The sequence below is a fragment of the Paraburkholderia sp. RL18-085-BIA-A genome, from assembly GCF_046027075.1.
Lineage (GTDB): Bacteria > Pseudomonadota > Gammaproteobacteria > Burkholderiales > Burkholderiaceae > Paraburkholderia.
The window spans coordinates 33,161-45,831 of sequence record NZ_JARESU010000069.1 but is presented as its reverse complement, the minus strand read 5'-3'; the positions used below and the strand labels follow the sequence as shown (position 1 = coordinate 45,831).

The window sequence follows — 12,671 nt, the reverse complement described above, 5'->3', positions numbered from 1 at the left end:
TGGCAGTGTCGGGGGCAACAGCGCCCGCTGGCTGAACCATTCCTGCCAGCCGAACTGCGAGGCGATTGAGGACGACGGGCGGATTTTTATCGAGACCATCAGGGACTTAAAGCCGGGCGATGAGCTTTGTATCGCCTATGGACTCACGATCGATGAAGCGGTCACGCCCGAGTTAGTCGCCGACTATGTCTGTCGCTGTGGGACGAAGCGGTGTACGGGGTCGATGCTGGCTCCGGCGAGCGGATATTAAGCGCGCCGCTGACAGACGCATCCCGTTTTTCCTTCGAAATGAATCGGTGCCGCAAGGACGGTGAAGCTGTGCGCCGACCCGTCGCGCGCAGCCGCTACGCGTCATCTGCGCAAGCCCCGGGCTCACCTTGCCAGCATTCCGTCGACGGAGTTGGATTAAATCCTGTCAGTCTGGAGGGCGCCATGCGTACCACACAGCAGTTCAGCATCACCCTGCCCAACGAGATGGCCGAGCTCATCCGCACCAAGGTCGCCAGCGGCGAATACGCTTCTGAAAGCGAGGTGATCCGCGACGGGTTGCGCACCCTCGCGGCCCGCGACAGGGCCATCGAGGCCTGGCTGCGTGACGAGGTGGTGCCGGCGGCCAAAGCGTTGCGCGCGGATCCCGCGCGCGCGCTCACGCCCGAGCAGGTGCGCGCTCACCTGGCGAAGAAGCGCCCGGGCGCCGCATGAACTACCGGGTGCAGTTTGCCCCGGAAGCGCGGGACCAGCTTGAGGACATAGAACGGTTCATCAGTGAAGCGGGTTCGCCCGTCACGGCGGCCCACTACGTCGACGCCACCGTGAGTTTCTGCCTGCGCCTGCAGACATTCCCTGAGCGCGGCGTGCCGCGCGATGATCTGTTGCCTGGCCTGCGCGTGACCCACTACCGGCAGCGCGCCGTGATTGCTTACCTTGTGGAAGTAGTGTCACTCGTCGGCGTGTTCTATGGCGGACAGGCCTGGGAACCGTCTTTCACGGACTCGACGGAGCACGACCAGTGATGACCCGCACGCGCCGTGGTCGCCGACGCGAGCGGTCCGCGCGCAATCGTCGAGTCAGTCGATGAGCACCGCACGAAATTGAGAAGCGCGGTCAAATGGATTAATCTGGTCAGCCTGACCAGCCAACTGTTCTGAATCCGACGGATGCAGCTCGACATTTTCAACGACAGCCGCGACGTAATGCTGCGCAACGATGTTCTGTCAGCGTTGCAGCAGTACGATGCTGCGGGCGCGCGGCGCGCGCTGCAGGCCCTTGCGAACGAATATCCGGACGACGTCGCCCACCAGCTGTATTTCGAGTCGATCGTCAACGCCCTCGAGGGGCGATCGACGGTACCGTTTGACCGTCACGAAGCCGCCCTGCGGGCTCGCCAGGCACTATCTCACGAAGTCCAACCCGCAGTCGCGCGCATGTTCCCGGGGCAGACCGGGGCAACCTGGCTCGCGCCGCTCTGGGCAGAACTGGCCGGACGCGCCGCTGCGCTGCCTTTCCACTCGGACCACGCGGATGCGCACGCGGCGCCGCTCTTCCTGCTTGCTGCGAGGTGGGCCGAGGCGCGTGAGGCAATATTGCGCATCGCGTCCTGGCGACGGATTCCAGCACCGCTTTGCTGGATGGCGGAGGCACGCTACCGGCTCGATGGCCTGGACGCGGCCTGGCCGTTGCTGGTGGAACTTGCGTGGCTTTCGCCATCCCGGTTTGACCAGCTTTTGATCCGGCTTGGCGACGCGTGCGTCAATACGTTGCGGCGCGACTTCGATACGTCGTTCGATGGCGCGGGCGACATTGGCGATCTCGCGTGGTTTCCGGCGTGGGTACTCACGGAAAAGGCCGGCCTCGCGCCCCTGTTCAGACAGGCAGAGCCTTCGCGACGCAATGCTCCCGAGCGGGCGGCGAAGGTGATGCTCGAGTTACTCAGCCTGGAGCGTCAGGGCCGGCATCACGAACTGCTGGAAACCCGGCGTGAACTGCAGGCGCTCAACACGGCGCTGTACGCCGCCTACATGAAGACGCGTTGAGCTGGCACCCCGGAGCATGACACGCACAACCTCTCACACCACTCACATTCTTTCAGACGCTGGATCGGCAATGCGGATTCCCAGCCGAAGGCGCCACGCCGGAACCGCGTGAGTCCCGACAGCATCCTCCACGACCTGGTCGCGAGCAGTCCCGGCGCCGAGGGGAAATGGTTCGCCGCCGCGAAGGACGCCGGCCTGCTCGATCTGGCGGCGTCGCTTGCGATGCGCGGCCCCAACGACCCGCGAACCCTGACGCGGGCCGCACGCGATTTCGCGCCGCGCAAGCCTGAATTCGCGGTGGCCTGTGGCATGGCAGCGCTGCACTGGATGGCCGCAGGCTTCGGTTGCGACATCACGGGGAGCGATGTGCTGGATGCCTACGGCGCGCTGGCGGATGCGGCCCTTGCTTCCGGCATGGAACGTGACCAGCTCAACAGGCGTCTGCGGGAGTAGTTTGCGGCCATTCCGGGGCATTCGTTCGTCGCCACGGTGCTGGCGCATCATTGGGCGGCATAGCGTGCGCGATGCATCCAGCGACGGGATGGACGGTTTCTGCATGGCCCGACTCGCGGCATGTTGTCATCAACGGGTCGCTCCTGGTCGTGTGGGACGGCGCCCGTTTCGCCGCCGGTGACGGGACTCAAGCGCAACGCGGCTGGAAATGGCAGTTTTACGACAGGCAGAAGTCAGCACAGGACTTGCATCATGGAAGAGTACAACCCCGAGTGCGCGCCCGAACCTGAATCATGGCTCGAACTCGACGAACAGGAGCGCATTGCTCTCGTCGAAACGTATCACCGCGTCGCCCGGATCAAGCTTCCCAACGTCACGGCACACGCTGCGCTACACGCGATCGTCGAAAACCAGATCGCCCTGAACCTTGAGCCCGTGGTCCGGGCGATGGATCGCCTCGGGAAAGAAGGGCTGACGCGACACGATGCTGTTCACGCGATCGGCTCAGTCGTCGCGGAACATCTGCTGGATATTCTGAAGACGGATCAGAACGACGATGCTGCGACTTCGCAGGCGCGTTACTACGCGGCGGTAGAGCGACTGACCGCCGCGAGCTGGCGCAGAGGTGAACACTGATGCCGATACCATCGAAACTTCAGCCGTGGTTTGAAGCGAGGCAGCGTTTCAGATTGAGCCATGCTCATATCCAGATCCACGGTGCACGCAGTGTGCTCTTCCACGCGAAGGAGCCAGGTCCGTGGGTCGAGGAGATGAAAAAACGACGACCATCGAACACGACCGGACGAAATCATTGTCGCCCCCCAGTCGGGGCTGGTTGACGGAATAAATCCGACCTGTCAGCCGTTTATGATATTGCGGAGCCTCATACCAGCAGGCGCCGCCGACGTCTTGCCGGTAGTAGGGTAACGCCTCATTTTCAGTACAAACGGAGATACGTGCACGCGGTATCTGACCAAACCAAACGATACAGGGGACGGTCAGGCGCGGGTCCCGAGTGACCCGGCCGGCAAGCAGCAAGGCGGGAGACACATCATGAACGGGCGCAGGCTTTGCAAGATTGCCTTGACACTAGTGGCAGGGGCGGCGATGGCTGCCGGCGGTCCGGCGCTGGCCGGCGGTCGTGGCGGCGGTGGTGGCATGCACGGCGGCGGCTTTCACGGTCATGATGGCTTCTTCCACCATGACGGTTTTCACCATGGGCACGGGCACGTGACGGTCGTGGTAGGCGGCGGCTGGCCGGGCTGGTGGGGATATCCGTACTACGGCTGGCCATACCCAGATTCCTACCCTGGCTACTACGCGCCCGCGGCGCAATTCGCGGCGCGATACATCGAGCAAGGCGATGGGTCGGACGGTGCGTCGGCGAACGCGTGGTGGTACCGCTGCGACCAGCCCAGCGGCTATTACCCGTACATCAAGGAGTGCCCGGGCGGCTGGCAAACGGTACCGGCCCAGCCGTCGCCGTAATGCGGAGGTACTGATGAAGCCGCGTTCCGTTCCCCTCCTGACGGCGGCCGCGCTCGTTGTGGCCGCCTGTACGGCGATACCGTCGGGCCCCAGCGTGATGGTGCTCCCGGGCAGTACCAAGACGTTCGACCAGTTTCTCGGTGATGACCACGACTGCCGCCAGTTTGCGCTCGGCCAGGTCGGCGGCGTGAGTTCGCAGCAAGCCTCCAACACGGCGGCGGTGAGCACGTCGGCGGTCGGATCCAGTCATTCAAGCGACTCAGGATACAGCGCACAGTACCAATACGACACCGCCTACATCCAGTGCATGTACGCGCATGGACACCGGGTCCCGGTCTATGGCCAGATGCTTGCGGCGCCACCCGCGACTCCACCTGCCAACTACAAGCCCTACTCCTTGCCGCCGGTACCGCAAGGGTACGCCCCCTGAGCGCTCTGGCGAATCTTCAAAGCGATTGACGGAAGGGACCGTTGCAAGATCGGCGCAACGGCGACTGCCGTCGGTTGGGTCAGGTTTTAGCGCTTTGACCGATCACGCGCCGTCCGACGTGGCTAACCGAATGGCCGTTGTACAGGGCGGATTCAACCGGTGGATGCAATAGTTTGCTGGAATCGTTCGGCTGGCGTTTCGTAGTTCAGGGTCTTTCTCGGACGCTCGTTCAATCGTCTCGCCACGGCATTGAGTTTGGCCTGCGAATACACTGACAGGTCGGTGTCTTTGGGAAGTACTGCCTTAATAGCCCGTTTGTATTTTCGTTTGAGCCTCGCTGCCATGGATGCTGCGACGGATGCAATTAGCACCCCTGCGCTGACACAGCGGATGCGTGCTGTTGTCGAGTGCTCATTGAAGTCTGTCGTTGGTTCGTATGTCATCCAAACGATTCCACGGGGCGTATCTTCCATCTTTCGCGCAGCCCTTGATGCTGCGAAGGCATTGCGAAGTGACTGACCCGAGCGAGGTGGCGGCTTTGTCCGAGAAGTATTTCCTGCTCCACCGCAGCAAACCTTCACTTCACCCGATTGGAATATAGCGCCCCCACTGTACGTTTATTAACGGTGTTGACGCCGCAGAGATGATGATCAAATCGACTCGGCTATTGGCGGCATTCCTGATGGTTTTGGTGGTCGCTGAAGCGGGGCAATCTCATAGCGAGACGACGTCCAGCAGTGGTAGTGGCAGTAGTAGTGGTGGTGGCGGATATTGATGAACGTGTTGGAATCGCCTGAGGAGGGATTACCTCCCATGAGTTTCGAAGTCGGTCGGACGGCCAGTCCGGGCGAGACGACAAACGTGGCCTGCGGGTCCTGCATCGCAGACGCCAACGCCTGCCCGTCTGGGGACGCCGGGTCCTGCTGATGGCCCGTGCGTGACGTTCCATCATCACGCGGCATCAGGGTGGGGGAAGTCTGAAACGAGCCATGAACGACGAAAACGACCGAACGAGGGGAGGCTTGGGCGACCTGGATTTGCGGCCACTGTCGGCGTTTGCCGATGATGAGCTGTCTGCCACGGAGCGCGCAATCACGCTCGTTCGGCTGGCGACCGATCTTGGGGCGGCCGGGCGCGTGGCCGATTACCGCGTGCAAAAAGCCGCACTGAGAGCGTTGTTCGGGGACCCGAGAGACGAACCGCGTTGTATCGTCGTACACCGCCGCGCGCCGTGGTGGCAACAGGCAGGTGTGGCAGCAACGTGGATAGCTATGGGCGTGGCGCTCGGCTCATCGCCCGGCTGGGTGTCGGCGAATTTCGCGGCCGATCCACCCGTGTTCGCGGAGCGCGCCGACATCGCTTTCGCGGTGTACGCGCCTGAGCAACGCCACCCCGTGGAGGTAGCGGCGCCGCCACGCGATCAACTGGTCAACTGGCTGTCGCGTCGCCTCGGTCAGCGCTTGTCGGTGCCTTCGCTTCGGGAATATGGGTATTCGCTGATTGGCGGTCGTTTGCTGCCCGGCGAGTCCGGCCCTGCCGCGCAATTCATGTATCAGAACACGGTCGGTTCCCGGCTCACGATGTACATCGCCGCGGTTCCAAAGGACGCGACGGCATTCCGCCTGTTCCGTCACGGCAATCGCAGCACGTTCTACTGGGGAAGTCAGGGGACAGGGTGCGCGCTGACTGGCCAGGTCTCCGAGGTGCAATTGCGAACCATGGCGATTGACGCATGCAGCATGCTTGAGCAGGCGTTCAGAAGCCGGGAACCCAGCGACGGTTTGAACCCATAATGCTTTGCGGAATTCGCATTTCCGATCATCCAGCAAGCCGGGGCACGCTGCCTGCTGCCGAACGGCAGGCAACCGTGTGGACGTTGCTGCGTGTGCTCGCGTTGACGTGTCTGATTGTCTCAATGGGCGCGTTCGCCCAATCGACCACTCCGATTGCGCCTGCTTTATCCGGTACATCGGCGAGATGCGTCAAGCCTGCCACGTCGGATACCGTGAGCGTGGACGGCAGCCAGTTCCGGTGTCTCACGGCTCGTGCACAGACGACCTCGTTGGCAACGTGGATTGAAAACCACTCGCTTCTGTCCGTCACCGACGCTCAGATGCTTTCCCTGACGGACGCGATGAAGCCGGAAGCCATCGTGGAGTACGCGAGGTCCGCCATGGTTTCCGCCGACGCCTGCGAATACAGGATGTTCCGGCCGGAGCGCGTATCCGGCAAATGGTCCGAGCGGCCCGATCACATGCTTATCCGATATCAGGACACCCCGCGAAAAGTCTACGCAAAATGATTGTTTGATGGCGCCTATGCGGGACAGGAGATTCGTTACGACGAGACCGCTGACCCGGATGGCATTTATGGCCATTTGGGCGGAAAACTGCAGATCGTGTCAGGCAAGGTAGCTATTGATGGCCCATTCGAGCGCGCCCGGTCTCGTCACAGTTTTTTGCTGGAACAGATCCGTTTCGAAGACGTCGCCCCCCATCATTGGAGCGAATCCGTTTTCGATCGACATAACCCGGAGTACCGGTTTCGCTGATTGCGTATTCAATAAAACTTTCTCATATGTGGCTCGATCACCGGCCGGAGATTAGAAAGCGATTCCAGCTATCCCAGATAGCTCATGTTAGAAGACGTCCCCATTCAAAATCGGCACGATCGGGGCGCATGGGACTTACGCCGGCCCCCGGCGTAAAAGTGAGTTCGCCGAAGAACACCTCGTCAGTTGGCGCGTACAGGTCGACGCGGACATAATCAAAGTCCTCGGACAGCAGCGCCGCTGTATCGAGCAACAGATCCAGATTGTGCGGCGGCGGTGCCGGCCTCGTGCTGCGAAGGTAGGGAGCAAACTGGAGGTCGAGATGGTTCCATTGTGCATCGTATGTGTCGCCCCGCGTGTTACTTCCGAAACGGTCAGAGATTACGAGGATAAACATCACAGGCCGCCCCGGCCTGTTCGCAAAGCAGTGGACCTTATAGTCGGCTGGAATCGTGCCGTGTTCGTCGAGGAGCAGATTCTCGAAGAAAATGCGTGGCTGAATTCCTCGGTAGTGCCGTTCCCGCGCATTTCTGTAGAAATTGGTGGATAGCCATTGGCTGGCCAGAAACTGGAGATGTTCGAAAGTATACTGCGACTTGTCCCGGACGATTTCCACAAAACTGCTTCCATGATTTGCCTTCATGACAAAGGAATTCGGCAGCATGTCGAAAATCGTTCGCGTAAAGTTGCTGGGCGCTGAGATCATGGGGATAAGGTATTTCTCACCGACTTTGTCTCTGACGTAATCGCGCGCGGTCAGCTTGTCGGTCAAAGCGCTATATCGCGGGTCTGGCCGTAAGCAACGTAGCAGGATTTTCTCGTTGTAGGTTGTCGGGCGAAAGAGTTTGGGGAAGCGCCCAATGTGCTTTCGATGTAGCAAGCTGAGGAAAGCCGCATCGGGAAGAAGCTGTTTCGCGCTGTCTTTCGTCCATTGAATAATGGAGTGGGACGGGTAAGGCATTGGACCTCTCCCAACAATGACTACGCATGGGTATGAACATTCCTGAATCTGCGACTGACAGAAGTACGACGCAGGCATCAGAGGTTATGATCATTCGGTAAAGAGCTAACGTCAAGAGTGATGATGCGACACGTGCCGCATCATCACTCTTGACGTTAGCTCTTCGGTAAGCGACCCGCTGCACCGGTCCGTTCCGGATTGGGTCCTACAGCTTTCTTGGCGCTTCGCATTGGCTGCATTTGCCGCGCATCACTAGGCAGCCGGAAATTGTCAACACCGACCGGGGCAGCCCAGTTCATTAGCGAGGCGTTCACCGACACGGTGCTCGCAAAAGGCATCCTGTTGTCGATGCACGGCAAGGGAAGCTGGCGCGGCAACGGGTTCGTCGAACGACTCTGGCGCAGCGTGAAATACGAGGAGATATACCTGAAAGCATACGAATCGGTCAGGCAGGCGCGGCGGTCCATCGCTGATTACCCGACGTGATACAACCAGCGTCGACCTCATTCGAGTCTGGCAGACCGCACGCCGGATGACTTCGCGATGCTGCCTGCGATCAAAACGGCAGGTTGACGTCCAGTAGTCTCCCTTAAATCACGTGAAGACTGTCTGAACGAACGGGGCCACCTCTGTTTGGATGCGTCAAGGTGTCGCCAATGTCCGATTAATTCACTCCTTCCTGATGGTCGGGCAGCCATGTCGAGTAGGGTGGCGCGCTTCCGAAAAGGCTGATCATGCGTCCCCAATCCTGGGGAGATACAGGGGCGGTTGTATGCTCAGAAGCAGCCATTGAAGTTGCGCCAGTCTGAAAGGCTGTTCGGGGTCGAACAGCGCCCGTCGACGGCGGTAGTGTGAGGCTGACCGGTCTACGGCAGTCTCGCTGTCGCGCTCGATGCCGGCTAACATGATGACTGGCATCCGGACTCGATCCATATCCGGGCTGGGTCATCCGATCGACATTGGAGCGGCGCCGTGACCATCCGCAAGCTGAGGATTCGCGCAGTCGCGTTCTGCGTAGCTGGCGCGTTACCAGGCAGCGGCGCCGCATGGGCCGACGAAGTCAAGGTGATGATTTCGGGCGGGTTTGTGTCTGCCTATCGCGAACTGGGCCCGCAATTCGAGGCGGCGACCGGCCGTAAGCTAATCACCGTCCGGCGGCCCGCGATGAGTACGGCCGCGAGTGCGATACAAGAGAAAGTTTCACTGAATGCGGCATCCGCGAAACCGGTACTCCTGGTTATGTCGGTCGAAAGCAACCATGCTGAGCGCGTGCGCTACACCCCTTGCAGATGCCAACAGTTCATCCATCGAGCCACCTCACGCCGAGCGTGTGATGACCTGGTGGCATCCGGCATTCAGAATGCGCTGCGAGCGCTCAATGCCGCGGCCACCAGATAGACATGAGGAGCGGACATAATCTCGGCGTGGCCTCCTTGAACAGAAACGATTTCCAGACCGCCTGCCGCAACGCGTCGCCAGAGCGGTAACGGGTCGCCCCGGTCGTCGAATTTTCGAGCGCGCACGTAAAGGATCGGGCTAGCTGTATATGGCCGAGGGCGATACAAGGTCATCGCGAGGCGCATCGATTCGCGAACCTTCATCAGGACGGGTGGGACATCTATTCCGTCAACCGCAGGGTCGGTGCGCCGAGCTGGGCGTCCGAGCCGAAGTCGGATCCGATCAGCTGCTGCGCTTAGCTTACGCCGCAAATACACGATCTGCTCAGACGTCCGCAATTGGAGCAATGCGTCAGATTGGCGGCGCATGTATCCCAATTGAAACTTTATCCAGGCCAGCCAGGGCAGCCAACGTTCATGCACATAGGTATCCAGCAAGCAGAGGAATTCCATGCGTTCCCCGGCAGCGTGAAGCTGTTGCGCGATTTCAAGTGCGATAAGTCCGCCTAAAGAATAGCCAGCTAGTGAGTATGGGCCGCTGGGTTGAACACTTCGAATCGCCTCGATATAAGTCGAAGCCATATCTTCAATGTGTCGCTGCGGTATCTGCACGCCGTCGAGCCCCACCGCCTGAAGTCCAAATATCGGTCGGTCGTGACGCAATGCGTTCGCGAGCGACCAACTACCCATCACGGTCCCGGACGCGCCATGCACCATAAAAATGGGCGCCCCCTCTCCCGGTCGAAGACGGACGAGGACCGATGACCGGGCACTGTCGACGTTGGCGTTCAGAACTGCTGCCAGCTCCGCAATGGTGGGGCTGAACAGCAGCGTTGAAAGGGGCAGGTTCAGGCCGGTCAACTGTTCGATTTCCGACAACACGGCAACTGCCAGCAACGAACTACCGCCCAATTCAAAGAAATTGTCGTCGCGCCTGATCGGCGAGAAGCCGAACAAATGCTGCCACAGCCTTTGCAAATAGATCTCGACGTCATCATATAAATCCCCTTCATCCGGCCCCGTGTGATCCGCCAGATATTGCGCCACCCGTTTCCTGATGGCGTCGAGACACTGGGGGTTGCGTAGTGCCGCTTCGTTGCTCGTCGGCAGACCGTTTACCGCTTCGCGGGCCGCCGTTTCCGAAAGCTTCCCGCTATGCGTAGTAGGCAACGCATCGACCGCAAGGATGATATCGGGCACGTGCGCTGGGGAGGCGAGACGCGCGAGCTCGATCCGAACTCGCACACGTAAAGCGTTCGTCAATTCTTCGCCGTCACATAGGACGACCAGCAGCACGATCCGTTGCTCGACCAGGTCCGGTGCACGGGTGTTCGGCTCCGCGCCCGTTTCCCGAAGCTGGACGGCCAGTGCCTCCCGAATGCCGGGAATGCCGTTGAGAACGCTGTAAATCTCTGCCGGGCCGACGTTTATTCCGCGCACATTCAGTACGCCATCGGTACGCCCTCGCAGACGTGCGCCGCCGCAAGGGGTGATCTCGACCAGATCGCCGTGCGTCCACAGGCCGGGATGAGCCGCAAAATAAGCGTTATGAAACCCAGTGCCGGACGGGTCTGCGTGAAAGCCGATCGGCCGCGAGGGGAACGGATTTATGCAGACCAGTTCGCCGACGCCGGTGGTTGCACCGTTATCACCCCAAGCGGCGACATCCATCGCGAGACTCTTGCATTGAGCTTCCCCGGCTACGACCGGCAGATTTGGATTGCCCAGAAAGAAACATCCCAGAATGTCGGTCCCTCCTGATATCGACCAGAGAGGAAGATTCTTGACGTTATCTCTAACCCAGTGATATTGAGTTTCATACAGCACCGAGCCTGTCGACAACACTGCACGTAACGCGCCAAGATCGAAATTCTTGCCGGGAGTAAGCCCCGCCGACTCGCACATTTTTACGTATGCGGGGCTGGTGCCGAAAACAGTCACCCGCTGATCTGCAACGAGACGCCAAAGCGTGTCGACCTCGACGATCGGGCCGTCATAGGTGATGATTTCCACGCCCGAGGCGAGCGCGGATAATTGCCAGTTCCACATCATCCACGAACAGCTCGTATGGAAGTACAAGCGATCGCCGGGCCGAAAATCGCAATGAAGACGGTGCTCTTTCAAATGCTCGAGCAATGTTCCTCCGGCCCCGTGGACTATGCATTTCGGCTTTCCTGTGGTGCCCGAGGAAAACATGATGAATAGCGGGTGGTTGAATGCAAAGCGTTGCCACTCAAACCGTTTCGGGTCGGCGCTTTCCTTCATGGCGTTCGCCGTGTAGACGGGCAAAGACATACTTGAGGACTGGCATTCGTCGTCGAGACTTATTAAGGCGAGCAGCGTCGGCAACTGCGCAGCGAGTTCGGTTAGCTTCGTGGCCAGCGGGACGCCGGTATCCATGCTCCTCGGCGCGGTGTGCGCGATGAGCAAGCGGGGCGTAAGCTGGGAGAATCGCTCGAGAATCGTCGCAACACCCATTTCCGGTGCTGCGGTCGCGAGCGTCGCGCCTATCGCCGTAACCGCGAGCGCGACCGTCACCGCCATCTCGTCATTGCGCATGACCGCAACTACGCTATCACCTTCTTTGATGCCGAGGTCCTTCAGAGCTTGTGCAAGACGGGTGACGTGGTGCACCAGTTCGCCGCGCGTTAGTGATACGCGCTGGCCGTCTGCATGAATTGCGGTTACTGCCAAGCTTGCCGCGTCTGCCTCGCCGAGATCGAGCAGATTCTGCACGTAGTTGAGCCTGACGTCCGGAAAGAAACACGCAGTCTCGCAGTCGTCACCAACGCATACTCTCGATTCATCGCCGACGTAATCGAGGCTTGGCAGCCAATCCACGAAGCAGCGCCAAAATTCCCGATAGCCTTGAACCGAATAACGGTGAAGGGCTGCATAGTTCTCAAAGTGTTGACCGGTTTGCAACGACAATGCAGCGGTGAACGACGTCATCTGGGATGTGGCTATCGTTCTCTCGCAGCTCTCATGCACGATTGACCCTGTTGCGCCAGTTACGTCATGAGCATTCGCAGATAAAATTAGATCCATAATGAGCCCGATCGCGGATCAATTCGGCTTTCTGCGCGCTCGCCCCATAAGGCAGGACTTTTTCGCCTGGCGCAGGCCTGTTGACGCAATGTGTCAAGAGTTACACCGTTAGGTAGTGCTAGCTCCCCTTCTCCGCGCCGCCGAGGGACGGCGTGCGAGAGGATTCGCGATGTAGCGCACAGCGAAGTCCGACAACGGCGAACAGCGTAAAAGAGAAAGACTGGACAAGGCGAGAGTCCCGACTTTCTTTTTAACATCCCAGAATGGGTTTGCGACGATGGAATGCAGATAGTCAGTCGCGCGACTCACG

Annotated in this window: 14 protein-coding genes and 2 pseudogenes; 13 read left to right on the top strand and 3 right to left on the bottom strand. The window is 60.1% G+C overall.

All coding sequences use genetic code 11. The features are described 5' to 3' along the window. The 8 genes from P0D89_RS33020 to P0D89_RS32985 form a co-directional block, all read left to right on the top strand. The coding region (locus P0D89_RS33020; RefSeq protein WP_408365327.1) for an SET domain-containing protein at positions 1-250 on the top strand (250 nt) is incomplete at its 5' end. A gap of 182 nt (positions 251-432) precedes the next feature. Continuing rightward, on the top strand, positions 433-702 hold the full coding sequence (locus P0D89_RS33015; RefSeq protein WP_408365325.1) for a type II toxin-antitoxin system ParD family antitoxin: 270 nt from the start codon (positions 433-435) through the stop codon (positions 700-702). Then, positions 699-1,013, top strand: a complete 315-nt coding sequence (locus P0D89_RS33010) for a type II toxin-antitoxin system RelE/ParE family toxin (protein WP_408365323.1) — start codon at positions 699-701, stop codon at positions 1,011-1,013. Before P0D89_RS33015 ends, P0D89_RS33010 begins: the two co-directional genes overlap by 4 nt. Before the next feature lie 144 nt (positions 1,014-1,157). Next, positions 1,158-2,033 (top strand): hypothetical protein, encoded by an 876-nt coding sequence (locus P0D89_RS33005; protein WP_408365321.1) that lies wholly within the window; start codon positions 1,158-1,160, stop codon positions 2,031-2,033. 108 nt (positions 2,034-2,141) lie between these two features. Next, positions 2,142-2,486 (top strand): hypothetical protein, encoded by a 345-nt coding sequence (locus tag P0D89_RS33000; RefSeq protein ID WP_408365319.1) that lies wholly within the window; start codon positions 2,142-2,144, stop codon positions 2,484-2,486. Between the two features lie 252 nt (positions 2,487-2,738). Continuing rightward, positions 2,739-3,122 (top strand): hypothetical protein, encoded by a 384-nt coding sequence (locus P0D89_RS32995; protein WP_408365317.1) that lies wholly within the window; start codon positions 2,739-2,741, stop codon positions 3,120-3,122. A gap of 417 nt (positions 3,123-3,539) precedes the next feature. Continuing rightward, positions 3,540-3,974 (top strand): hypothetical protein, encoded by a 435-nt coding sequence (locus tag P0D89_RS32990; RefSeq protein ID WP_408365315.1) that lies wholly within the window; start codon positions 3,540-3,542, stop codon positions 3,972-3,974. A gap of 13 nt (positions 3,975-3,987) precedes the next feature. Then, entirely contained in the window at positions 3,988-4,404 is a 417-nt protein-coding gene (locus P0D89_RS32985) for a glycine zipper family protein (protein WP_408365313.1), read from the top strand. Positions 4,405-4,556: 152 nt separating this feature from the next. Here P0D89_RS32985 and P0D89_RS32980 read toward each other — a convergent pair. Continuing rightward, a pseudogene (locus tag P0D89_RS32980) lies at positions 4,557-4,750 on the bottom strand (transposase); the annotation flags it as partial. A gap of 643 nt (positions 4,751-5,393) precedes the next feature. Here P0D89_RS32980 and P0D89_RS32975 point away from each other — a divergent pair. The 3 genes from P0D89_RS32975 to P0D89_RS32965 all read left to right on the top strand — a co-directional run bounded on the left by P0D89_RS32975 (position 5,394) and on the right by P0D89_RS32965 (position 6,955). Beyond that, positions 5,394-6,197 carry an anti-sigma factor family protein gene (locus tag P0D89_RS32975; protein WP_408365311.1) on the top strand — a complete coding sequence of 268 codons (804 nt, stop codon included), beginning with the start codon at positions 5,394-5,396 and terminating at the stop codon, positions 6,195-6,197. A gap of 218 nt (positions 6,198-6,415) precedes the next feature. After that, a complete protein-coding gene (locus P0D89_RS32970) occupies positions 6,416-6,706 on the top strand; it encodes a hypothetical protein (protein WP_408365309.1) in 291 nt (96 codons plus the stop codon). Continuing rightward, positions 6,707-6,955: a hypothetical protein gene (locus P0D89_RS32965; RefSeq protein ID WP_408365307.1), complete on the top strand. Its 249-nt coding sequence runs from the start codon at positions 6,707-6,709 to the stop codon at positions 6,953-6,955. 82 nt (positions 6,956-7,037) lie between these two features. Here P0D89_RS32965 and P0D89_RS32960 read toward each other — a convergent pair whose 3' ends face one another. Further along, positions 7,038-7,916: an ATP-grasp fold amidoligase family protein gene (locus P0D89_RS32960; RefSeq protein ID WP_408365305.1), complete on the bottom strand. Its 879-nt coding sequence runs from the start codon at positions 7,914-7,916 to the stop codon at positions 7,038-7,040. Positions 7,917-8,173: 257 nt separating this feature from the next. Between P0D89_RS32960 and P0D89_RS32955 the strand changes: the two are divergent. Both P0D89_RS32955 and P0D89_RS32950 read left to right on the top strand, forming a co-directional pair. Next, positions 8,174-8,399, top strand: a pseudogene (locus P0D89_RS32955) (integrase core domain-containing protein); the annotation flags it as partial. A gap of 489 nt (positions 8,400-8,888) precedes the next feature. After that, positions 8,889-9,314, top strand: a complete 426-nt coding sequence (locus tag P0D89_RS32950; protein ID WP_408365303.1) for a hypothetical protein — start codon at positions 8,889-8,891, stop codon at positions 9,312-9,314. Here the strand turns inward: P0D89_RS32950 and P0D89_RS32945 are convergent. Beyond that, positions 9,272-12,361 carry an acetoacetate--CoA ligase gene (locus P0D89_RS32945; protein ID WP_408365301.1) on the bottom strand — a complete coding sequence of 1,030 codons (3,090 nt, stop codon included), beginning with the start codon at positions 12,359-12,361 and terminating at the stop codon, positions 9,272-9,274. The genes P0D89_RS32950 and P0D89_RS32945 overlap by 43 nt on opposite strands. Positions 12,362-12,671: the final 310 nt, after the last annotated feature.

Excerpts from the sequence above, each read along its gene's own strand:
- P0D89_RS33015 (WP_408365325.1), top strand. The coding sequence starts at position 433 with ATGCGTACCACACAGCAGTTCAGCATCACCCTGCCCAACGAGATGGCC.
- P0D89_RS33010 (WP_408365323.1), top strand. The coding sequence starts at position 699 with ATGAACTACCGGGTGCAGTTTGCCCCGGAAGCGCGGGACCAGCTTGAG.
- P0D89_RS33005 (WP_408365321.1), top strand. The coding sequence starts at position 1,158 with ATGCAGCTCGACATTTTCAACGACAGCCGCGACGTAATGCTGCGCAAC.
- P0D89_RS32995 (WP_408365317.1), top strand. The coding sequence starts at position 2,739 with ATGGAAGAGTACAACCCCGAGTGCGCGCCCGAACCTGAATCATGGCTC.
- P0D89_RS32990 (WP_408365315.1), top strand. The coding sequence starts at position 3,540 with ATGAACGGGCGCAGGCTTTGCAAGATTGCCTTGACACTAGTGGCAGGG.
- P0D89_RS32985 (WP_408365313.1), top strand. The coding sequence starts at position 3,988 with ATGAAGCCGCGTTCCGTTCCCCTCCTGACGGCGGCCGCGCTCGTTGTG.
- P0D89_RS32975 (WP_408365311.1), top strand. The coding sequence starts at position 5,394 with ATGAACGACGAAAACGACCGAACGAGGGGAGGCTTGGGCGACCTGGAT.
- P0D89_RS32960 (WP_408365305.1), bottom strand. The coding sequence starts at position 7,916 with ATGCCTTACCCGTCCCACTCCATTATTCAATGGACGAAAGACAGCGCG.
- P0D89_RS32945 (WP_408365301.1), bottom strand. The coding sequence starts at position 12,361 with ATGGATCTAATTTTATCTGCGAATGCTCATGACGTAACTGGCGCAACA.